The sequence below is a fragment of the uncultured Tateyamaria sp. genome, assembly GCF_947487805.1.
In the GTDB taxonomy this organism is placed as follows: Bacteria; Pseudomonadota; Alphaproteobacteria; order Rhodobacterales; family Rhodobacteraceae; genus Tateyamaria.
In genome coordinates this window covers 48,559-69,059 of record NZ_CANKXW010000004.1, presented here as the reverse complement: position 1 = coordinate 69,059, position 20,501 = coordinate 48,559, and the positions used below count along the sequence as shown (strand labels likewise).

22 protein-coding genes are annotated in these 20,501 nt (G+C 61.9%); 9 read left to right on the top strand and 13 right to left on the bottom strand.

The window, feature by feature from the left end; genetic code table 11:
- Positions 1-343: 343 nt before the first annotated feature.
- The 4 genes from Q0949_RS11560 to Q0949_RS11545 all read right to left on the bottom strand — a co-directional run bounded on the left by Q0949_RS11560 (position 344) and on the right by Q0949_RS11545 (position 3,748).
- Positions 344-1,981, bottom strand: coding sequence for a pyridoxamine 5'-phosphate oxidase family protein (locus Q0949_RS11560; RefSeq protein ID WP_299372022.1), 1,638 nt, complete (start codon positions 1,979-1,981; stop codon positions 344-346).
- Positions 1,982-2,048: 67 nt separating this feature from the next.
- The gene (locus Q0949_RS11555) at positions 2,049-2,675 is read right to left on the bottom strand and encodes a glutathione S-transferase family protein (protein WP_299372019.1); all 627 of its coding nucleotides are present in this window, start codon (positions 2,673-2,675) and stop codon (positions 2,049-2,051) included.
- Between the two features lie 24 nt (positions 2,676-2,699).
- A complete protein-coding gene (locus Q0949_RS11550) occupies positions 2,700-3,176 on the bottom strand; it encodes a nuclear transport factor 2 family protein (RefSeq protein WP_299372016.1) in 477 nt (158 codons plus the stop codon).
- Between the two features lie 23 nt (positions 3,177-3,199).
- Entirely contained in the window at positions 3,200-3,748 is a 549-nt protein-coding gene (locus Q0949_RS11545; protein ID WP_299372013.1) for a peroxidase-related enzyme, read from the bottom strand.
- A 126-nt stretch (positions 3,749-3,874) separates the two neighbouring features.
- Here Q0949_RS11545 and Q0949_RS11540 point away from each other — a divergent pair, with 126 nt between their 5' ends.
- Entirely contained in the window at positions 3,875-4,771 is an 897-nt protein-coding gene (locus Q0949_RS11540; protein ID WP_299372010.1) for a LysR family transcriptional regulator, read from the top strand.
- A 43-nt stretch (positions 4,772-4,814) separates the two neighbouring features.
- Here Q0949_RS11540 and Q0949_RS11535 read toward each other — a convergent pair whose 3' ends face one another.
- Positions 4,815-5,051, bottom strand: a complete 237-nt coding sequence (locus Q0949_RS11535) for a hypothetical protein (protein ID WP_299372007.1) — start codon at positions 5,049-5,051, stop codon at positions 4,815-4,817.
- Between the two features lie 508 nt (positions 5,052-5,559).
- On the opposite strand from Q0949_RS11535, the gene Q0949_RS11530 reads away from it, so the two are divergent.
- Positions 5,560-6,057 carry a hypothetical protein gene (locus tag Q0949_RS11530; RefSeq protein WP_299372004.1) on the top strand — a complete coding sequence of 166 codons (498 nt, stop codon included), beginning with the start codon at positions 5,560-5,562 and terminating at the stop codon, positions 6,055-6,057.
- A 262-nt stretch (positions 6,058-6,319) separates the two neighbouring features.
- On the opposite strand, the gene Q0949_RS11525 is transcribed toward Q0949_RS11530, so the two are convergent.
- Both Q0949_RS11525 and Q0949_RS11520 read right to left on the bottom strand, forming a co-directional pair.
- Positions 6,320-6,826 (bottom strand): hypothetical protein, encoded by a 507-nt coding sequence (locus Q0949_RS11525; protein ID WP_299372001.1) that lies wholly within the window; start codon positions 6,824-6,826, stop codon positions 6,320-6,322.
- Positions 6,819-7,214, bottom strand: coding sequence for a hypothetical protein (locus tag Q0949_RS11520; RefSeq protein ID WP_299371998.1), 396 nt, complete (start codon positions 7,212-7,214; stop codon positions 6,819-6,821). Before Q0949_RS11520 ends, Q0949_RS11525 begins: the two co-directional genes overlap by 8 nt.
- A gap of 314 nt (positions 7,215-7,528) precedes the next feature.
- On the opposite strand from Q0949_RS11520, the gene Q0949_RS11515 reads away from it, so the two are divergent.
- The 3 genes from Q0949_RS11515 (at position 7,529) to Q0949_RS11505 (ending at position 9,327) form a co-directional block, all read left to right on the top strand.
- Entirely contained in the window at positions 7,529-8,230 is a 702-nt protein-coding gene (locus Q0949_RS11515) for an SDR family NAD(P)-dependent oxidoreductase (protein ID WP_299371995.1), read from the top strand.
- A 35-nt stretch (positions 8,231-8,265) separates the two neighbouring features.
- Complete coding sequence (locus Q0949_RS11510; RefSeq protein WP_299371992.1) at positions 8,266-9,021, top strand: TIM barrel protein; 756 nt, start codon at positions 8,266-8,268, stop codon at positions 9,019-9,021.
- 78 nt (positions 9,022-9,099) lie between these two features.
- A complete protein-coding gene (locus Q0949_RS11505; protein WP_299371989.1) occupies positions 9,100-9,327 on the top strand; it encodes a DUF2798 domain-containing protein in 228 nt (75 codons plus the stop codon).
- A gap of 183 nt (positions 9,328-9,510) precedes the next feature.
- Here Q0949_RS11505 and Q0949_RS11500 read toward each other — a convergent pair whose 3' ends face one another.
- Together Q0949_RS11500 and Q0949_RS11495 are read right to left on the bottom strand one after the other, a co-directional pair.
- Positions 9,511-9,867, bottom strand: a complete 357-nt coding sequence (locus tag Q0949_RS11500; protein ID WP_299371986.1) for a hypothetical protein — start codon at positions 9,865-9,867, stop codon at positions 9,511-9,513.
- A gap of 73 nt (positions 9,868-9,940) precedes the next feature.
- Entirely contained in the window at positions 9,941-10,870 is a 930-nt protein-coding gene (locus Q0949_RS11495; RefSeq protein ID WP_299371983.1) for an AraC family transcriptional regulator, read from the bottom strand.
- A 132-nt stretch (positions 10,871-11,002) separates the two neighbouring features.
- On the opposite strand from Q0949_RS11495, the gene Q0949_RS11490 reads away from it, so the two are divergent.
- Positions 11,003-11,953: an SDR family oxidoreductase gene (locus Q0949_RS11490; RefSeq protein ID WP_299371980.1), complete on the top strand. Its 951-nt coding sequence runs from the start codon at positions 11,003-11,005 to the stop codon at positions 11,951-11,953.
- Positions 11,954-12,017: 64 nt separating this feature from the next.
- Here Q0949_RS11490 and polA read toward each other — a convergent pair whose 3' ends face one another.
- On the bottom strand, positions 12,018-14,804 hold the full coding sequence (gene polA / locus Q0949_RS11485) for a DNA polymerase I (RefSeq protein WP_299371977.1): 2,787 nt from the start codon (positions 14,802-14,804) through the stop codon (positions 12,018-12,020).
- A gap of 109 nt (positions 14,805-14,913) precedes the next feature.
- On the opposite strand from polA, the gene Q0949_RS11480 reads away from it, so the two are divergent.
- Positions 14,914-15,657, top strand: coding sequence for a methyl-accepting chemotaxis protein (locus tag Q0949_RS11480; RefSeq protein WP_299371974.1), 744 nt, complete (start codon positions 14,914-14,916; stop codon positions 15,655-15,657).
- Positions 15,658-15,670: 13 nt separating this feature from the next.
- Here Q0949_RS11480 and Q0949_RS11475 read toward each other — a convergent pair whose 3' ends face one another.
- Positions 15,671-15,844, bottom strand: coding sequence for a zinc-finger domain-containing protein (locus Q0949_RS11475; RefSeq protein ID WP_299371971.1), 174 nt, complete (start codon positions 15,842-15,844; stop codon positions 15,671-15,673).
- Between the two features lie 70 nt (positions 15,845-15,914).
- On the bottom strand, positions 15,915-16,382 hold the full coding sequence (locus Q0949_RS11470; RefSeq protein ID WP_299371968.1) for a DUF1203 domain-containing protein: 468 nt from the start codon (positions 16,380-16,382) through the stop codon (positions 15,915-15,917).
- Between the two features lie 139 nt (positions 16,383-16,521).
- Here Q0949_RS11470 and Q0949_RS11465 point away from each other — a divergent pair, with 139 nt between their 5' ends.
- Both Q0949_RS11465 and Q0949_RS11460 read left to right on the top strand, forming a co-directional pair.
- Positions 16,522-19,494 (top strand): error-prone DNA polymerase, encoded by a 2,973-nt coding sequence (locus Q0949_RS11465; protein WP_299371965.1) that lies wholly within the window; start codon positions 16,522-16,524, stop codon positions 19,492-19,494.
- A 12-nt stretch (positions 19,495-19,506) separates the two neighbouring features.
- Positions 19,507-19,965: a hypothetical protein gene (locus Q0949_RS11460; protein ID WP_299371962.1), complete on the top strand. Its 459-nt coding sequence runs from the start codon at positions 19,507-19,509 to the stop codon at positions 19,963-19,965.
- On the opposite strand, the gene Q0949_RS11455 is transcribed toward Q0949_RS11460, so the two are convergent.
- Positions 19,966-20,457 (bottom strand): DUF3291 domain-containing protein, encoded by a 492-nt coding sequence (locus Q0949_RS11455; protein ID WP_299371958.1) that lies wholly within the window; start codon positions 20,455-20,457, stop codon positions 19,966-19,968. It abuts the gene before it with no gap.
- Positions 20,458-20,501 lie beyond the last annotated feature (44 nt).

Below are 20,501 nucleotides of genomic sequence, written 5' to 3'. Positions count from 1 at the left end.
CCAACGTGTCGGTCGGCCTTTGTTTATCCAGCTTGATCCGGGTTATCAAAAATCGGCTTCCCAGTACCGGAACCTGCGTATTTCCTGACTTGTTTGCCACGCGGACCTGCCGGATCATGGGAAAAACGAGCGGTACCCAGATGTGCCGCCCGTTCTTGTGCATCAGCCCTCGTCGAGATGTGCTTCGAGGAACCAGAGCGATTGATCCTGAAAGCGCGGCGTGCCGGTCAAAAGATCGGCTGCATCAGTGGCTTCAATTCCATCGCGTGCGGTATTGCCAAGGTCGCGAACCGATCGGCAACGAGGTGCCGTGTCTTCAGATGGTTCCTTGCGCCTGAAAAAATCAGCCGGTCGGGCCGAAGGTTTCAAAGTGGATGTTGTCCGCGGGCACACCGGCAGCTTCCAGACCAGCGCGCATATCCGACAGAAAGGCGGCCGGACCGCAGAGCATATAGCGGGCGTCTGGGCCTGCGCTTAAATCGAGGACGTCACCGGCTGTGATGCGACCCTGCACATCATAGTCACGCCCCAACACATCCGACGCATCCGGCTGGCTGTAGAAGATACGTCTGGTCAGCGCCGTGTTCTGCGCAACAAGGGCGTCAACCTCAGCCTTCAGGGCGTGATCACGCCCATTGCGCGCGCCATGCACATACCACACGTTGCGATCCGTCTGGTCCGCGTTTGCGTACAGCGCAGAGACCATCGGTGTCAGCCCGACACCGGCGCTGATCAGGACCAGGGGGCAATTGCTGCACGGGATCACAAAGTCACCCGACGGAGGCCTCGCGTCGATCACGCCGCCGGTCTGTAGCGCGTCATGCAAGAAACGGGAGACCAGCCCTTTGTCTTCGCGTTTGATGCTCAGGCGATACTGCGACAGGTCACCGGGGTTCCCCGACAGCGAATAGCTGCGTTTTGAAGTGCCGGCCTGACCGGGGATCTGAACCTCGATCGGCAGATGCTGACCGGCCTTGAACGGGTCCAGTGCACGACCGTCAATGGCCTCAAGATAGAAGGACGTGATCGACGCGCTTTCCTGGACCCGCTTGGCCACTTTCAGGCGGCGGCCGAGGTGATCCTGTGTGTTCCACCGCAGACCGACCGCGCCGGGGCGTTCGATGACCTGGTCGATTTCAACATTGATCACGCGCCATGCGTCCGGGTCGTGGGCGTTGCGCGGGGACCAGTCGATTTCGGCGCGCCCCGTCAGGTGCAGCAGACTGCCGGTTTCAAAGTCGACAAAGAGCAGCCCGATCCGCGGGTTCGCGACCAGATTGCCGATGGTGTTGAAAAAGTTGTTCCCGGCATAGTCGGGGATCTGCAGATGCGTGGGGTCTGCAACATGGACAAAACCCGGTGCACCGCCACGGTGGCTGGCGTCAAAACCATTGGAGGCTGCGCCCACGTCGCCCTGATGGCCGGAGCCTATGAACATCGTATCTGCTGCCTCGATCTGCGCGATCTGGGCAGCGGTCAACGCCGCACCTGTCTGCGCTTGCGGAACAGCAGGCTTGGCTGCGCGCGTCCAGACACGTTCATGAATGTATTGCGGGCAGTTGCCAAAGGTCTGGCGGATGTCGATCGCATACCCTTCTGGGGTTCCACGAATATGGCCGCTGAACCGGTTGCGGCGTCGGGTCGCAAGCTCAATGCCCAGCACGCCGATATCCGTGCCGGTTTCAAAGGTTTCCGCAAGCGGGTCCGTCTTGTCCAACGCCGTTGCCAGGTCGATCCGGCGGATATCCGGAGACGTTGCGAACCCGTCTGGCCCCTCCAGCATCGTAATCCAGGTGTTGCCTTGGGCATCTGCGCCCGAAACCACCAGAAACGGCAAATTCGTGTGAAAGTCGCGATGCTGTTCGGGCAAATAGTCCCGGATGAACCCACCGGCCCATTTGGCGACATCGCCGACGCCAGCCCGGGCCTGGGCCTTCAATTCACCTTCGTGAAAAGGGTTGATCTGTTCCATCGCTGACATGTTGCATTCCTGTGTTGAAGGAAGGGGCGTGCCGGGGCGGGAGGGACCCCGACACGCAAGGCTGGCCCTAGGCCAGTTCGGGGATCGGGGACGTCGCCATCCCGACAAAGCCGGGCTGGGCTTCCACGCGGGCAATCCACGCACGCACATTCGGATATGGCGCAAGATCAACGCCGCCTTCCGGGGCGTGGGCGACATAGCTGTATCCGGCCACATCCGCGATGGTGATCGTGTCGGTGGCAAGCCAGTCGCGGCCCTCCAGATGCGCATCCATCGTTTTGAACAGGTCATGCGCCTTGGCCACGGCCGCGCCGTGATCATGCGACGTACCAAAAACCTTTACCAGCCGCGCGGCACAGGGTCCTGAATAGATGTTGTCCGCCGCGATGGTCAGCCAGCGCTGTACTTCTGCCGCCTCTTTGGGGTCCGCAGGGATCCAGTCGGACCCGTTGGCATAGGTCTGCACGAGATAGGTCAGAATGGCGTTGCTGTCGGCCAGCGTATAGCCGCTGTCGTCAATCGCCGGGACCAGGCCAAAGGGGCTGATCTTGCGAAATTCTTCCGACTTGTGCGCGCCATTGGCCATGTCCATGTCGATGGTTTCATAGGGCAGGCCGAGCAGCGCGAGCATCAGCTCTGCGCGATGGCAGTGCCCTGATTTCGGGGTGCGGTACAGTTTGATCGGGGTGGTCATTTGCGTGTCCTTCAGGTGTTCGAATCAAAAGCCAAAATAGCTGAGGCCGGGGTGGTCATCCGGGCGGCGGCCGAGCGGCCAGCGGAACTTGCGGTCTTCTTCGCGGATGGGGTGTTCATTGATCGAGGCATGGCGATTGGCCATGTAACCGTTGTCGTCGAACTCCCAGTTCTCGTTGCCATAGGCGCGGAACCAGTTGCCGCTGTCGTCGTGGTACTCATAGGCATAGCGGACGGCGATACGGTTGCCGCCATAGGCCCACAGCTCCTTGATCAGGCGGTATTCCAGTTCCTTGTCCCACTTGCGGGTCAGGAATTCCTCGATCTGCCCGCGGCCTTTCGGAAACTCCGCGCGGTTGCGCCAGGCGCTGTCGGGGGTATAGGCCAAGGCAACTTTGGCCGGGTTGCGCGAATTCCATCCGTCTTCCGCAAGGCGCACCTTTTCGCGTGCGCTCTCTTCGGAGAATGGGGGCAGGGGATGACGCGGTGCTTCGGTGGTCATTTTGAACTCCTGTTGTGCCCGGCTCAGGCCGCTGCCGTGTCGATTGCGGGAAAGTCGATGTCCGTCCGGAACACTTCGTTGACGTAATTCGTCAGCACGTTCAGCGCGATCAGGCCGATGATCTCGATGATCTCTGCGTCTGAATAACCCGCGGCGCGGACGGTCGAGATGTCCTGTTCATCCACACGACCCCGCGAGGTCGCGACTTTCACGGCAAAGGACACGGCGGCATGTGCTTTTGCATCTGTTGACGCACCCGCGCGGTTCGCGGCGACCTCTGCTTCGTCCAATTTGGCAAAGGTTTTTGCCAGAAACGTATGGGCAGCGTTGCAGTAGTCACACCCATTGGTCTGTGCGATGGCAATGGCGATGCGTTCACGTGTTGCAGCGCCGAGCTTGCCCTTGGACAATGCGCCGTTCAGGCCCAGGTAACCTTCCAGCGCCTCCGGGCTGGTCGCCAAGAGGCGAAACAGATTCGGGACGGATCCCAATGACTTTTCAACCGACGCCAGCAGCGGCTGCGACTGTGCTGGCGTATCGGCGATTGTCTCGGGTGTCGGGATGCGGCTCATGTCTCTGTCCTTTCAAAATGAGGTCTGTGTCTCGTTCTGAAAAGAAGCTAACTATGTCTCGTTTGGATAATAATACTGGAAAATGGAAAGTCATTATTTCATTATTAGAAATGAAAGCGAGGCGTCATGGACCGTTTGCAATCATTGGAAGTGTTTGTCGCCGTGGCCGAGGCAGGCACCTTTTCCGGCGGGGCGCGTACTTTGGGGATCAGCGCGCCCTCGGCCACCAGAGGCGTCAACGAATTGGAAGAACGCCTCGGTGCGCGCCTGTTCAATCGGACAACGCGTGTTGTGCGCCTGACGGATGTCGGCCGCACCTATCTGGATGAGGTTCGGGGGATTCTCGCGGATCTTGATGCGGCGAATGATGGTGTCTCCGGTGCGGTCGGAATACCCCAAGGCACGCTGCGGCTGACGTCGCCAGTTGAATTCGGACGGCTCCATGTCGCCCCGATTCTTGCCGAGTATCTGGATCTATTTCCCGAAGTGAAAGCCAGCATGCTCATGGTCGATCGTGTGGTGAACCTTGTCGAAGAGGGGCTGGACCTCGGTGTGCGCATCGGGCCGCTGACCGCTGCGGGATTGATGGCGGTCAAGGTTGGCCGGGTGCGCCGCGTCATTTGTGGATCCCCGGCCTATTTCGCCGAACATGGTTTGCCGCAAACGCCAGATGATCTTGCAAAACACCGCATCGTCGAAGCACCGGCGACAACCCCAAGCAGTGAATGGCGCTTTGGAAAGAAACAAGACATCGTGGCCCGCGTTGCCCCCAGACTGGCCACAACCAGCGTTGCATCCGCAGTCGCCCTTGCGACATCGGGATGGGGCCTTACGCGCGTTCTGTCGTATCAGGTTGGTCCGGACCTTCAGTCCGGGTCTCTCAAAACAGTCCTCGAAGACTATGAGCCCGAACATCTGCCCATACATCTGGTCCACTACGAGGGCAGGCGTGTGTCCCTGAAACTGCGCAGCTTTCTGGACCTTGCCAAAGAGCGGCTCCGCCATGCGCCAAGTCTCAATTGATTTTGCTGAACAACGCCCGCGTCGGAAATGTGGTTGCGCGGCCTTACACAAGGTCCCCGAAAAAGCTGACCTGTTTGACGGCTTCCAGCAAACCGTCACGGATGCGCCAAGCCCGATAATCTCCGTGGCCAAGGACGTGACCGACGCGCAGGATGCACAAGCGGCGATCCACCACGACGCTGCAAGCGTCTTCCACCGCGGACATGGGGCCCGCGCGTTCGACGCCTTGACGGGTGTCGAAGCAGAAGATGCAATCCTTGCGGATTGTGACGCGCCACACTGCCTGTCGCACCTTGAGGAAGGGGCCGAACACTCAGGGAGGAGATGAATGATCCGCACGACAGTATGCGCTGATCACGCGCTTGGTCCACCAAATTGCTTAATCGTCATTGCCGACCAGTTGGGGGCCGGGACCGCGTCCTCTCCGCACACCAGGCCAGCGCCGCAGGCCATGGGCAAATTCCAAACCTGATGATATCGCCGCTCAACACAAGCCGCGCGCAGAACACTTCGGCATTGAAAAACTGACCCTGGTCATTGGCGGCCACGTCGGACCCGGCTTGGAATAACGGCGGGTATGCGTCCGGTCTGGATGTGCGGGATGGCACGGACCGTATGGCCATGATCGTATCGACGCTTGGGTGGTCGCGCGGGTTTTACCAGGAAGAATGTTGGCGCACGGTTCTCGGCATTGTCGTCGCCGGATGACTTCATGAAAGCCTGTTTCGAGCGGATGGATCCAAACGCACTGCTGTGTGAAATGCACAAATGGCAGCGTGCGGTTGGACATGTCCAAAGTGAACTACGTCGAAGCGGGCTTCCCGAACTGGACGGCGGCTCTGGCCGCAGGCGAAGGCGAAGCCCGCCTGTCCCGGCAAGGTCTGCGCGCGCTTCCGGAGAAGAACAACCAGACGTTCGACGACTGGATAGGGATGCGCGGTTCGCCCTTGCCGTCCAGCAGCGGGTTCGGCGTGTGGGTCCCGAGGGCGCGTTCTTTGGGAACATCCCGTCGGATGAGTTGCCTTAGGGTTGGGGTGTACGCTCGGTGTTGGCCGGTTGGCAGGGGGCTTTGTGTTAACCTTGAGTTTGAGTGCGCAATCGGCTTATGCGATATTTCGCGCTATGCGGCTTACAACGTGCATCTACAGGATGTGTTGCGCGCAAGACTCGATGGCAAACCTCATGCAAAGATCAATCGCATTTCCTTTGCCGACCGATTTTTTCTGGCTAATGATGCGCCCATCGCTATTTTACACGCTACCGGCGTAGGGGCTGCAACCCCTTAATACGTCGGATTTGCACGGCAGTGGGAGACCACAGTCTCCCACTTGCCAAAGCGAAAGCGTACATAAGCGCGAACGCTCACGGGCTTAGGCCAAGAACAAAGTGCCATTTTTTCACCTTTTCAGCTAACGTCGAATAGCAGTTCAACACTCGCGGATCACCTCATGCGTTCCACCAATAGGAGGCGTAAGGGTCAAAAAGGATGTGCGATGGGCACGGCAGAAAAATACCAGCTAGTGCTTTCTTGAGCAAGCCACCGTATGCCTAGTTGCCGGTCTTTGCTTTGCGCGCGCTCTTAGCACCTTGGGAAGATATCAAAACCCAAGTTGAGAAAGCCTTTTTGTCTACATTGCTGGCCGACCGCAGGCTCTCAATACTCAACCTTGCTGTATCGTACCAGAATTGAGCATCAGCTTTGTAAAACCGAATGTTTGGATCGTAGTCGGCCTTGTGACGATGCTCTTGTAGCTGCTGGAACGCGTCAGCAAATTCTTTAATGCAAAGAGGGAAATCCACCGAATTGGCCTGTTCACAGGCCTTTTTGCAGATGCCGTGATTTAAGCCTCTATAGACTTCAACCCACGCCTTGTTAGGTCGTTGGCTTGGGGTGCGACCTACCAAGGCATTTGCACAAGTCCGCGCAAGCGCATGAAAGACCGCATAGTAGGACGAGCTGATGGAGCGTCTGATGTCGGCTTGAGCTGGTCGTTTTGTGGTAGCCAGACGTTTAGCTACAGCAAGATGACCATCCGCCAGTTTTGCATCAAGCATGCGCGCCAGAGTGAATTTGGGGAGTAATTACTGGGAAGAAACCAGACCAATCACTGCCGAGCACTTCACGTACTCTCCCCGTTAGCCCAAGGTAACTTCTGGCGAGAGCCTCCGGGCGAGCGTTAGTCGTAATGGACAGTGCGATTATTATCTTGTGTTCTTCAGCGTCCACTTCGATCGATTGCACCTCAATGGTAGAAGCGGCATCCAAATCAAACTTTTCCCGGATCACAGCAATAAGTCTTTCAGTAATTGCCGCGTCCAACTGCATAGGCAAAGACATCAATTTTCTCCCATGGCCAGCGGATTTTTCCCCTCGGCGCTTGGCAAACACCATACACGGCGGTGGCTTGATCACCAGAAAATATGATGGATCAATGTGTCGCATTCAAGGTGGCCGAACGGATGGACCTGCCAACATACTGATTTAAATGAGTTAACCAACGGTTAAGAACGCATCTGGCAGCAGTTTGAGCAAATGAAAGCTGCCACACAGACCGCACGTGGTCGAAGGAGCAAATTTTAGTCAAGTCTTGTTGGTTGAGGCTTTCTTCATTGCCAAGTTTTCGTCTGGCGCAACGTACCCAGCCATCAAACGTGCCTTGCACAACCGATGTGCGCCCTCTCCGCTGGCGTGCCTCACCGTTCTCTTGCATCCTCTCCCAAAGCAAACAAACCACGCCGCAACCGGAGGACATCCGCATGACCCAAGGCATCGCTCTTATCATCGGGGCAGGCAGTGGCCTGTCGGCCTCGCTTGCTCGGCAATTGCACGCGCGGGGGCATGACCTGGTGTTGGGGGCGCGCAACACCGACAAGCTCGCGGACCTCGCGGCGGAGACCGGCGCGCGTACGGTCGCGCTTGATGGCAGCGATCCGGCCTCTGTGGATGCGCTTTTTGCCAGCCTTGACGGTCGGTTGAGCGTTGCCATCTACAACCCCTCCGCCCGCCAGCGCGGGGCCATCGCCGATCTTGATCCCGAAGAGGTTCGCCGCGCCATCGAGATCACCGCCTTCGGGTCGTTCCTGATGGGGCGGGCGGCGGCAAAAATGATGCAAGATCAGGATGTTGTGGACGGGCGACGCGGGACGATCCTGTTCACCGGGGCGTCTGCGGGGGTCAAGGGTTTTGCGCAGTCCGCGCCCTTTGCCATGGGCAAGTTTGCCCAGCGTGGTCTGGCCCAGTCGATGGCGCGCGAGTTGCATCCCAAGGGCGTGCACGTGGCGTGGGTGAACATCGATGGCGGCATCTCCAACCCTGCCCGCGCCGAGCGGACCGATGACGGGACGGACAGGATGCTGGACCCGGACGCGATTGCCGCGGCCTATGTGCAGCTGATGGATCAGCACCGCTCGGCCTGGTCGGACGAGCTGACCCTGCGGCCCTGGGTCGAGACGTTTTGATGGCGCGCGGGTGCGCTGCGGGCTAGGGTCCGGACATGCCGCGATTTGCCGCCAACCTGACGCATCTGTGGGCCGAGCTGCCCTATCTTGACCGCTTTGACGCCGCCGCCGAAGCCGGGTTCGAGGCGGTCGAGGTGCTGTTCCCCTATGACGTGCCCGCGCCCGAGACCTTGCGGGCGCTGCGGCGCAATGGGTTGCAGATGGTGCTGCTGAACGCGCCGGGGCCGAACTATACGGGCGGTGCGCGCGGCTTTGCCGCCGTGCCGGGCGGTGCGGCGCGGTTCGACTATGACATGCGGCGCGCGGTGCGCTATGCGCAGGCGTTGGGCGCGGGGGTGATCCACGTGATGAGCGGGGATGGCAGCGGTGCGGAGGCAAAGGCCGCGATGGTGGAGAACTTGCGGCGCGCGACCGCGTCCCTGCCCGAGGGTCTGTGCCTGACGCTGGAGCCGTTGAACGCGGGTGCTATGCCGGGCTATTTCCTCGACAGCTATGACCTTGCCGCAGAGATCATCGAGGCCGTCGACGCGCCCAATCTCGGCCTGCAATATGACAGCTACCACGCGCAGGAGATCACCGGAGATGCGCTGGGCACGTTCCACGCGATGCGCCCGCTGATCCGCCACATCCAGATCGGAGACGCGCCGGGGCGGGTGACGCCGGGCCGGGGGCGCGTGGACTTTGCCGCGCTCTTTGCCGCCATCGACGCCAGCGGTTACGACGGATGGGTCAGTGCGGAGTACACGCCGAAGGGCCGCACGGAAACGGATCTGGCGTGGATGATGGCATAGTCCCTGTGCGCAGGTGCACTTCTGGCGCCGTACGCCGCGCGGTACACAGGACGCGACCCGTCACAAAGGATGCCTGTCATGATCCCTGCCCGTTACGCCCATATCGCATTCGGTTTTGTCCTCAGCGGCATGATGTCCTTTCTCGTGTCCGGCATCTCGACCTTTCTGGCCGTGGGCCTTGTCGCGGGGTTCTTTGGCCAGTGGATCGGGGCGTGGCTGCCCAGCTGGGCGGTGGCCTTTCCCATCGTGCTGTTCGTCGCCCCGCTGGCGCGGCGACTGGTGGGCAAACTGACCATTCCGGAGTGATCTGTCCCCGCGGGGACAGAGCGTGCGGGGTCTTTGCCATTTCTTGACCGCTCTGTGATCCCGATCCAAAATCAAGAACTTGACCCGCCGCGCGGTTCGGTAGCGCGTGTTAACCACCCCGCGCGCACAATCGTGCCCGATGGGGCGCGGTCGCGTGCCAACCACGTCTCCAAGCGAAACACCCTATTGCTGCTGCTCGGCGTCCCACGCCTTGAGAAACCGTTTGGGGGCCATGTCGCGCCACGTGCTGTGCAGGCGCGCCGCCGCCCAGTCGGGGTCGATGCGGCCGGCCGCTACCAGAAGGCATCCGAACTTGGCATAGTGCGGATGAAGCAAGAAGGTGTCGGGGTCGGCCTCGACCAGCATCTCGCGTTCCTCGATGGTGCCCTTGAAGATCGCGGCATCGACATAGGGCGACCACCATGTCCACAGCTTGCCGTGCGCCTTGAGGTTTTCGTTGCCCCAACTGGTGGCCACGATGACATGCGGCAGGCCCAGCGAAAGGCCAAGTGTTTTCAGGTCTTGCCAGGTGTGGATCATGGAGGGGTCCTTTTGACGTAGGCGCGCAGACGGCGGCGCAACCGGATTTGGGTGTTGTTCAACGTGAGATGGCTCATGCGACACCGATCGGAAGTTGCTGCGCTTCAGCCCACTGTCTTGGTGATTGCCCGTACATGCGTTTGAATTCGCGGCTGAACTGAGATGGGCTGAGGTAACCGACTTCCAAGGCCGCTTCGTTCACGGCCATTCCGCCGGCAATCTTCATTGCGGCGTTGTTCAGGCGCATCGATTTCACGAACTGCATCGGTGCCAGTGTTGTCACTTGTTTGAACTTGCGATGAAAGACGGCCCGGGTCATCCCGGCGCGGTTGGCCATATCGTCAATTGAAACCGGCGCATCGAGGTTCGACGACACGTGTGCGATGGAGCGTCCGATGGCGTTTCCAGCACCAAATGCCTGACGGGCAAAGGCACCCGCCTCTCCCTTCAAGAGGGCATAGAGCACCTCGCGCAATCGCGCCTGACCAAGAACGGCTATGTCTGTCCTGTTGTCCCCGAGTTGCAGGAGCCTGAGCAGGGCGTCGGTGAAGGTCGCGTCCCATCTTGCGAGTTTGATTCCGGGCTCGCGCAACTCTCCTCTGGCGGCAGGCAGGACCGCTCCGGCGTTCTCCATCTCTATGGCGATCTGCGCCATCAGCCGCTGATCGAGTGCTATCATCACCCCGTAAAGCGGGTTGTCGCGGGACGCTTTGGGTGTGCCTGCCTTGACGGGCATCGCCATCGGGCAGCAGAGATACCGGCCTTGGTCGTACACGTATCTCTGCCCATTCAGCACCGCCTCTTTCTCTCCGCTGACGATGGCGATGATGCAGGGTTCGTAGACGGCGGGAACGCAGGGGACAGATTGCGTTGCCCTGAAAAACTGCACGCCCTGGATGCCGGAGTCTGTCAGGCCGTCCTGCGATGTCCGGTCTGCGATGAAGTGTTTGATCCGATCCTTGTCCATGGTGGGGATGTAACGGCATTGGTCGGGTTCAGACAACGGTGTTGATACAATCAGGCAAGTAATCGCGACGATATCGGCTGTTTTCAGGCCCGGCTGACATTTATCTGAGGTTTTCAGTTGAAATGGACATGGGTTGGCTGGAGCGCCGACGTACACAGGAGAATGACGATGCCTGACACCACTTTTGGTCCCAAGGGTTGGACGCCGGAACGCCTTGGGACCCTGTCCGGCAAAACCTATCTGATCACAGGTGCCAATGCCGGTGCAGGGTTTCAGGCGGCGCGGACCCTTTTGAAGAAAAACGCCAAGGTCGTGATGTTGAACCGCTCTGCCGAGAAATCCCAGGCCGCTGTTGCGGAGCTGAAAAAAGAGTTGGGCGGTGACGCGGATGTGCGTTTTATCCGTATGGACCTGGCCTCTTTGGCCAGTGTGCGCCAAGCGGCGGTGGAGGTGCAGAACACGGTGCCCCGCATCGATGCCCTGATCTGCAACGCGGCGATTGCGCAGGTGCCGACGCAGACGTTCACCGTTGATGGGTTTGAGAGCATGTTGGGCACGAACCATTACGGCCACTTCCTGCTCTGCGGATTGCTTTTTGACCGGATCGAAGCCTCGGGCGGTCGGATCGTTGTCGTTTCGAGCCTTGGCTACAACATGGGTATCAAGACCATTCAGTTCGAGGACATGAACTGGAACGGGAATTACCATCAGAACCGGACCTATTCCCAGAGCAAGCTTGCGCAGATGATGTTTGCATATGAGCTTCAGGATCGGCTGAAGGCGGCGGGCAGGACCGGTGTCGGGGTTTACGTGTGCCATCCCGGGTCTTCGCGGACGTCGCTGATCACGACGAGCGGAAACCTTTTGACGCGGATCATGTTCGGGTTGATGTCGCTGTCACCGATGGTTCAATCCGCCGAAAAGGGCTCTTGGCCGGAGGTCATGTGCGCGACTGAGGCCGGTCTGGAGCAACGAGCGCTCTATGGTCCCACCGGTCGTATGGAATTTGTCGGTCCGGTTGGTCGGGGCACGTTGCATCCGCACGCGCATGACAAGGCTGTCATGGCGAAATTGTGGGACGTGTCCGAGGACGCGACGGGGTTCCGCTGGACGATCTGACCGGCGCGGTCCGGGCATCGGGCCGGGGTCTTGCCCGCCCTCAAGGATTACGAGGGCCTAACCTTCAGTGCGCCTCGGCCCAGTTCTGGCCCTGGCCTGCGTCCACGGTCAGTTTCACGTCGAGGTGGACCACCGGGTTGTTGGCGTTTTCCATGACCTCGCGGGCGACGCCGATCAGGTCGTCCACCGCGCTGTTCTCGACCTCGAACAGAAGCTCGTCGTGGACCTGGAGCAGCATGGCGGCGGGGATGTCCTTGATCGCGGCGGGCATACGGATCATGGCGCGGCGGATGACGTCAGCGGCGGTGCCCTGGATGGGCGCGTTGATCGCGGCGCGGGCGGCAAAGCCTGCGCGGGGGCCTTTGGAGGCAATCTCGGGCGTGTGGATCTTGCGACCGAACAGGGTCTGGACGTAGCCGTGTTCCTTGGCGAACGCCTTGGTGTCGTCCATGTAGGTGCGGATGCCGGGGAAGCGTTCGAAGTAGCGGTCGATGAAGCCCTGCGCCTCGGCCCGCGGGATGCGCAGGTTGCGCGCGAGGCCGAAGCCCGAGATGCCGTAGATGACGCCGAAGTTGATCGCCTTGGCCTGGCGGCGGACTTCTGGGGTCATCTCGTCCAGCGGCACGTCGAACATTTCCGACGCTGTGAGCGCGTGGATGTCGATGCCGTCGTCAAAGGCCTGCTTCAGCTCGGGGATCTGCGCGATGTGGGCGAGGATGCGCAATTCGATCTGGGAATAGTCGAGGGCCACGAGGGTTTTGCCCGGCTCGGCGACAAAGGCCTCGCGGATGCGGCGGCCTTCTTCGGTGCGAATGGGTATGTTTTGCAGGTTCGGATCGGTGGAGGCGAGCCGCCCGGTGGATGCGCCCGCGATGGAGTAGGACGTGTGCACGCGGCCCGTGTCGGGGTTGATGTGGTCCTGTAGCGCGTCGGTGTAGGTGGATTTGAGTTTCGACAGTTGCCGCCAGTCGAGGACGCGACCGGGCAGCTCGTGTTCTGTGGCGAGGTCTTCGAGCACGTCGGCGCCGGTGGCATAGGCCCCTGTCTTGCCCTTTTTGCCGCCTTCGATGCCCATTTCGTCGAACAGGATTTCACCGAGTTGTTTGGGGCTGCCCACGTTGAATTTGCGGCCTGCCAGTTGGTAGATCTCATCCTCCAGCCCCGCCATTTTCTGGGCGAATGCGTTGGACATGCGCGACAGGGTATCGCGGTCGACCTTGATGCCGGACCGTTCCATGCCCGCCAGCACGTGGACCATGGGCCGTTCGAGGGTTTCATAGACCTTTGTCACCTGAACGCGGTGCAGTTGCGGTTTGAACAGCTGCCACAGGCGCAGGGTGATGTCGGCGTCTTCGGCGGCGTAGGTCACGGCGTCTTCTATGGGCACCTGATCGAAGGTTTTCGCCGATTTGCCCGACCCCAGCAGCGGTTTGATCGGGATCGGCGTGTGGCCGAGATAGCGGTCGGACAGGGTGTCCATGCCGTGATTGTGCAGCCCGCCATGCATCGCGTAGCTCATCAGCATGGTGTCGTCGATGGGGGCCACGGTGATGCCGATCTGGGCAAAGATCTTGGCGTCGTATTTCATGTTCTGGCCGATCTTGAGGATGCTGTCATCCTCGAGCACGGGTTTGAGCATCTCGAGCGCCTGTTCGAGCGGCATCTGCCCCGGTGCCAGATCGTCGGAGCCAAAAAGGTCATCGCCGCCCTGTTTGTGCGTCAGCGGGATGTAGCAGGCGTGGCCCGCATTCACCGCCAGCGAGATGCCCACCAGACCGGCGGTCATCTCGTTCAGGCCGGTGGTTTCGGTGTCAACGGCGACGTAGCCGCGTTCATAGATCAGGTCGATCCAGGTTTGCAGCGCATCGGCGGTCTGGACGTGTTCATAGGTGCTTTGCTCGAAACTTGGCGCTTCGGGGGCGTCGGCGGGGGCGGGGGCCGCGTCCTTGATCTCGGGCGTGTCGACGCCGAGCTTGTCGGCGATGCGTTTGGTGAGGGTGCGGAACTCCATCTCGGCGAGGAACGGCATGAGCTGTTCTGGGATCGGGTCGCGCACCTCGAGGTCATCGAGGGTGAAGTCGAGCGGCGTGTTTTCGTCGAGGCGGACGAGATCGCGGCTGAGGCGGATCTGGTCGGCGTGGTCGATCAGGGTCTGGCGGCGCTTGGGTTGCTTGATCTCGCCCGCGCGTTCGAGAAGTGCGTCGAGGTCGCCGTATTCGTTGATCAGCAGGGCCGCCGTCTTGATCCCGATACCGGGCGCGCCGGGCACGTTGTCGACGCTGTCGCCTGCCAGCGCCTGCACGTCCACCACGCGGTCGGGGTAGACGCCGAATTTCTCGAACACGCCGTCGCGGTCGATGGTCTTGTTCTTCATCGCGTCGAGCATTTCGACGCCGTCGCCCACCAGCTGCATCAGGTCCTTGTCGGAGCTGATGATGGTACAACGCCCACCGGCGGCGCGGGCCTGTACGGCGAGGGTGGCGATGATGTCGTCGGCCTCGTATCCCTCTTTTTCCTTGCAGGCGATGTTGAACGCCTCGGTCGCAGCCCGCGTCAGGGGGATCTGCGGGCGCAGGTCCTCGGGCATGGCATCGCGGTTGGCCTTGTACTGGTCGTACATGTCGTTGCGGAACGTGTGGCTGCCCTTGTCAAAGATCACGGCCACATGGGTCGGCGCGTCGGGGCCGTGGTTCCCTTCGACATAGCGCTGGAGCATGTTGCAAAAGCCCGATACCGCCCCGATGGGCAGGCCGTCGGACTTGCGCGTGAGCGGCGGCAAGGCGTGGTAGGCGCGAAAGATGAATGCCGATCCGTCGATCAGGTGCAGGTGACATCCCTTGTCAAACGGCATGTGCGGAACCTTTCCTTGCGATGCGTGTCCGGGTGATGTGCCACGAATCCCGAAAAGGGGAAAGCACAAGCATTTGTTAAGTTGGATTTGGCACAAGGGTGCCATGAACATGCAATCGCGATTGAGTGACGTCACCGACGTTTTGGGCCAACAGGCCGGTGCCACGGGCATCGCGGCGCGTATTGAATTGTTGCGCGCGGTGGACATGATCCGGTCGCATTGCGCGCGTGTTGCGCTGTATTGCGCGGCTGGCATGCTGCTTGACGGCGACGCGGATCATGACGCCTGCGTCGCCGGTGTCGACCGCGCGTTGCCGGGGGCGTGGTCCGGTGTACGGCTGTTGCAGGGCGCAGGGAACGAGGTTGGCATCGATCCCCAGGCGCTGGAGTGGTTGCAGGGCGCGGTGGCCGACATGCCCGACAGCGTCACCGAGATGGAGCGTTTCGTGACCGTGATCGACCGGCTGGCGCGCAAACATGCCGAAGGGACCTGTACCGCAGAGGATCTGCGCGCGATGACGCAGCACGCGGCGGGGGATTTCAACCTGCACTTTGCCCGCCTCGTCAACCGGTTGAGCGCGGATCTGCATACCGACCGCGTCACGCGGCGCAGCGCGGCCCAGAAGACCGGCGATGATACCCGTCAGGCCCTGCGCGAGATCAGCGAAATTTCCCAGAATGTCGGGTTGATCGCGATCAATGCGTCGATTGAGGCGGCGCATGTGGGTGAACAGGGCCGGGGCTTTGCCATCATCGCGGCAGAAATCCGCGAGCTGTCGGAAAAGATTGAACAGGCCAATGCGCAGGTGCAGAAACAGGTCGATACGCTGATCGACCAGATGATCCACGACTAGGCCGCGCTGGCGATCATTCGGCGCTGTCGTCGATCACGTATTTGCAGTCGCAATAGGGGCATTCGACCCAGCCGGTATCGACGGGGATCTGCAGCCAGACCCGCGGATGACCCAGCGCGCCTTCGCTCCCGTCACAGGCCACGCGGCGTGTGGTGACTGTCTTGGTTTCAGGCGCGTCGATCGGCATGGCGGCTGTCCTTGGCTGGGGCATGGGTGCAGCCGCCGTTATGGGCCAAGGGGCCAGACCAGACAAGGGGCTAGTCGTCGCGATCCACCCGCAATTGATAGCAGTTGTTGCGCGCGGACCGCACGTGGGCATAGGCGACATCCGGGCGGGCAAAGATGCGCTCCAGATGCGCGTCGATCCCGGCCACGGGCACGATGGCGCCGGTGCCATAGACGATGCGGTCGCGGGCGCAGTACCCCTTGATCAGGTAGTCGGGCGAGGTGGTCAGGATGGGCGGCAGGTCTGCCCCACCACCCCGCGTACACGGATCGGCACAGACAAAGATTGGCCCGACCTCGGCATAGGGGTGGGTCCCGTCAAAGGGTTTGTGCGCAAGGATCAGCATCTCGTGGCCTGCGGGGATGTCGCGCAGGCAGTGGCGGCAGGGGTTGCCCTCTCCGTCCGAAACATGCCGTTCGGGCGGGTGGCCAAAGGCATCGGGCGCATCGGCGCGCCAGGCGGTGACGGTGTCGGTGGGCAGGGCCGTGTAACGGGGCATGGTGGTCTCCTTCTGACAGTGTCCTAGCCCGCCATGCCAAGCCACGGCGACCCGAATGCTGCGCATCCGTCATGGCGGTTCAAATGAGAACAAAAAGTGAATATACTGCGCGCCTGCTGCCAGCGAATCTGCCCAACCCATGTTCTGCGAACTGTCGATCACGTCGAATTTCACCTTTCTCACGGGGGCGTCCCACCCCGAGGAGTACATGAATCGCGCGGCACTTCTGGGGATGGAGGGGATCGCGATTGCCGATGACAATTCGGTGGCGGGGATCGTGCGGGCCCATACAGAGGCGCGGGTGCTGGCCCGCAACGTGCGCGAACGGGCGGAGTTCGACGCGATCCACGGGCTGATCGGGCCGCCCCGCCCCGATCATATCCCCGCCCCGCCGCGGGCAGCGGTGACCGTGACCCCTCGGCTGATCCCCGCGGCGCGTCTGGTGTTTACGGATGCGCCGCCGATCACGGTGCTGCCGGAAAACCGCGCGGGCTGGCGCAGCCTGTGCCGCATCATCTCGGCGGGGCGGCTGCGGGCGGACAAGGGCCACTGCGATATCCAGCTGCGCGACCTTGAGGCGTTTTCCGACGGTCTGCACCTGCTCCTCTGGCCACAGGCGCAAACGGTGCAGGGCGGCGCGGGCGATTGGGTGCAAACGGCGGGACGGCTGACGCGCCGCTTTGCGGGAAACATCCATGTGCTGATGGTGCCGCACTATGATGGCCGGGACACCGCGCGCTTTGACCGGATCACGGATCAGGCGCAGCGCCTTGGCCTGCCCACGCTGGCCTCGGCCGGGCCGCGCATGCACCACGGCGCGCGCCGCAAGCTGGCCGACGTGGTCACCGCCATCCGCCTGAAATGCCGGGTCGACGCGCTGGGCCGTGCTGCGCTCAGCAATGGCGAAGGGCGGCTGCGCGGAGAGGCCGAGATGCTGCGCCTGTTTGCCGGGCACGAGGCGGCGGTGCAGCGGGCGGGTGCGCTGGCCCAACGTCTGACGTTCTCGCTCGATCAACTACGCTATGAATATCCGTCCGAGATCACGGACAATGAAACCCCCGGCCAGCGGCTGGAGCGGTTGGCCTATGCGGGTCTCAAATGGCGCTATCCCTCCGGCGCGCCCGAAAAGGCGCAGACGCTGCTGCGCCACGAACTGACCCTGATCGCCAAGCTGAAATACGAGCCCTATTTCCTGACCGTCCGCGACATCGTCCATTTCGCGCGCAGCCGGGGCATCCTGTGTCAGGGGCGCGGGTCGGCGGCCAATTCGGTGGTGTGCTACTGCCTTGGCGTCACGTCCGTTTCGCCCGAGATGGGCACCATGGTGTTCGAGCGGTTCGTGTCCGAGGCGCGGGACGAACCGCCCGACATCGACGTGGATTTCGAACACGAGCGCCGCGAGGAAGTGATCCAGCACATCTATCAGACCTATGGCCGCCACCGCGCGGGCCTGTGCGCCACGGTCGTGCATTACCGGGGCAAGCGGGCCATCCGCGAGGTGGGCCGCGCCATGGGCCTGACCGAAGACACGATCAGCGCACTGTCCTCGCAGCTCTGGGGCTTTTTCTCGACCAAGGGGCTGGAGGCCGAGCGCATGGCCGAGATCGGCCTCGATTTCCGCGACCGGCGGCTGCAACAGACGATTGAACTGGTCTATGAGATCAATGGCTTTCCCCGCCACCTCAGCCAGCATGTGGGCGGGTTCATCATCACCGAAGGGCGTCTGGATGAACTTGTCCCCATCGAAAACGCCACGATGGAGGACCGCACCGTCATCTGCTGGGACAAGGATGACATCGACAGTCTGGGCATCCTCAAGGTCGATGTGCTGTCGCTTGGGATGCTGACCTGTATCCGCAAGGCGTTCGACCTGCTGCGGATGCACCACCAGCGCGACTATACCCTCGCCACCCTGCCGCCCGAGGATCCGCGCGTGTACGATATGCTCTGTGCCGCGGACAGTGTGGGCGTGTTTCAGGTGGAAAGCCGGGCGCAGATGAACTTCCTGCCGCGGATGCGGCCGCGCAATTTCTATGACCTCGTGATCGAGGTCGCGATCATCCGCCCCGGCCCCATTCAGGGCGACATGGTACATCCTTACATCCGCCGCCGGAATGGAGAGGAGGAGGTCAGCTTTCCCTCGGATGAGCTCGGCCAGGTGCTGGGCAAGACGCTGGGCGTGCCGCTGTTTCAGGAACAGGCGATGCAGATCGCCATCGTGGGGGCGGGGTTCAGCCCCGATCAGGCGGACCGGCTGCGCCGGTCGCTGGCCACGTTCAAGAAACATGGCAGCGTCAGCGAATTCCGCGCCCTGTTCCTGCGGGGGATGCGCAGGAACGGCTATGACGACGATTTTGCCGAGCGGTGTTTTTCCCAGATCGAGGGGTTCGGCTCTTACGGGTTTCCTGAAAGCCACGCGGCGAGCTTTGCGCTTTTGGTCTATGCGTCAAGCTGGCTCAAGTGCCACCATCCGGGCATCTTTGCCTGTGCGCTGCTGAATTCGCAGCCCATGGGGTTTTACGCGCCCGCCCAGATCGTGCGGGATGCGCGCGAGCACGGGGTCAAGGTGCGTCCGATCTGTGTCAACGCCAGCTATTGGGACAACGTGATGGAGCCGGACGGACAGGGCGGGCTGGCCCTGCGGCTGGGGTTCCGGCAGATCAAGGGGCTGAGCGAGGAGGACGCCAGCTGGCTGACGGCGGCGCGGGGCAATGGCTATCAGTCGGTGCGCGACATCTGGCGCAAGGCGGGGCTAGGGCCTGCGGTGCTGACCCGGCTGGCCGAGGCGGATGCCTTTGCCGGGATGGGCACGACGCGGCGCGACGCGCTTTGGGAGGCCAAGGCGATTGCCCCCGGTGCCGCGCTGCCGCTGTTTTCGCAGGACATCGACGGCGAGGTGGTGGACGAGCCCGCCGCGTTGTTGCCGCAGATGACACTGGGCGAGGAGGTGGTGGAGGATTACGTGTCGACCCGACTGACGCTGCGGGCGCATCCCGTGGGCCTGTTGCGCCACATCCTGACCCCCGGCGCCGCCCCGGTCGAGGTCATGCCCACATCGGAGCAGGCCCCTGACCTGTCCAAGATCAGTTTCACCCGCAGCAACCCCGATTGAGAGGCGCAAACCATGACCGCACTTGCCAACTACAAGGCCAGATCGGGGCGGTTTGTCCCCGTATGGACGCTGGAGATCCAAACCCTGCCCGAGGACACCGACCGCATTCTGGATGCGGTGATGGCGGTGCATCCGCTGGGCTATGGCCGCTATCAGCGCAACGCCAGCATTTCCGCCGTGGGCCGCGAGACGGCCCAGCCAGAGGCCGGATCGACCACCACCACCCATGTGCCGGGGTTCGCGCCGGGCAGCACCGAGACCTATCCCATGGTGGAGCTGAAGATCTCGGTTGAGCGGGACGTGGATGTGCTGGGCCGGGTGATGGACGCCATTCTGGCGGTGCATCACTATGAGGAGCCGGTGATTTTCCTGCGCGAGGATTGGGCGAGCCGCGCGGCCTATGATCCCAACCGTGACAACCCGCATCGGTGGTGGAACAATGGGCGCGGCCTGCCGGACCGGATCGCGTGATCAGGCAGGCGGGTCGAACCGTTGTTGCAGGGTAAAGGCGTCAGGCCCCGGCCCGTCCCTGCGCAGCATCTGCATTTTGTCCCACGCCGCCTCGAGCGACACGCGGGTGCCGCGCGGGGCCCACCACATCACCATGGTTGGCCCCTCGGACCGGTCAACCCAGTCGCGCAGCGTCTTCATCCCGTCGCGGTGCAGCGGTTCGCGGTAGGTAAAGCGGTGCATCGCCGCCAGATCGCGCCAGCCCGCCATGGTCAGGATATGGATATTGTCCTCGGTCCGGTCGGACCTGTGGCCGATGATCCCGTTGGTGTCGGTATAGCTGCCATCGGGCATCCGCGCGCCGTGGTTGTGCCACAGCAGGTCGTCATCGGCGCGGGCCTGCGCAAAGACCAGCGGCAGTTGGGCAAAGAAGTACTGTGCATTCGGGTGGTCGATGCTGAACGCGCCGACGGGGCGGACGACGTTCAGGTGCACCAGCATGTGTTCGCTCATTCCGTGCCCCTTTTTGCCCTGTGTCAGCCTAGGGACTTGTGCGG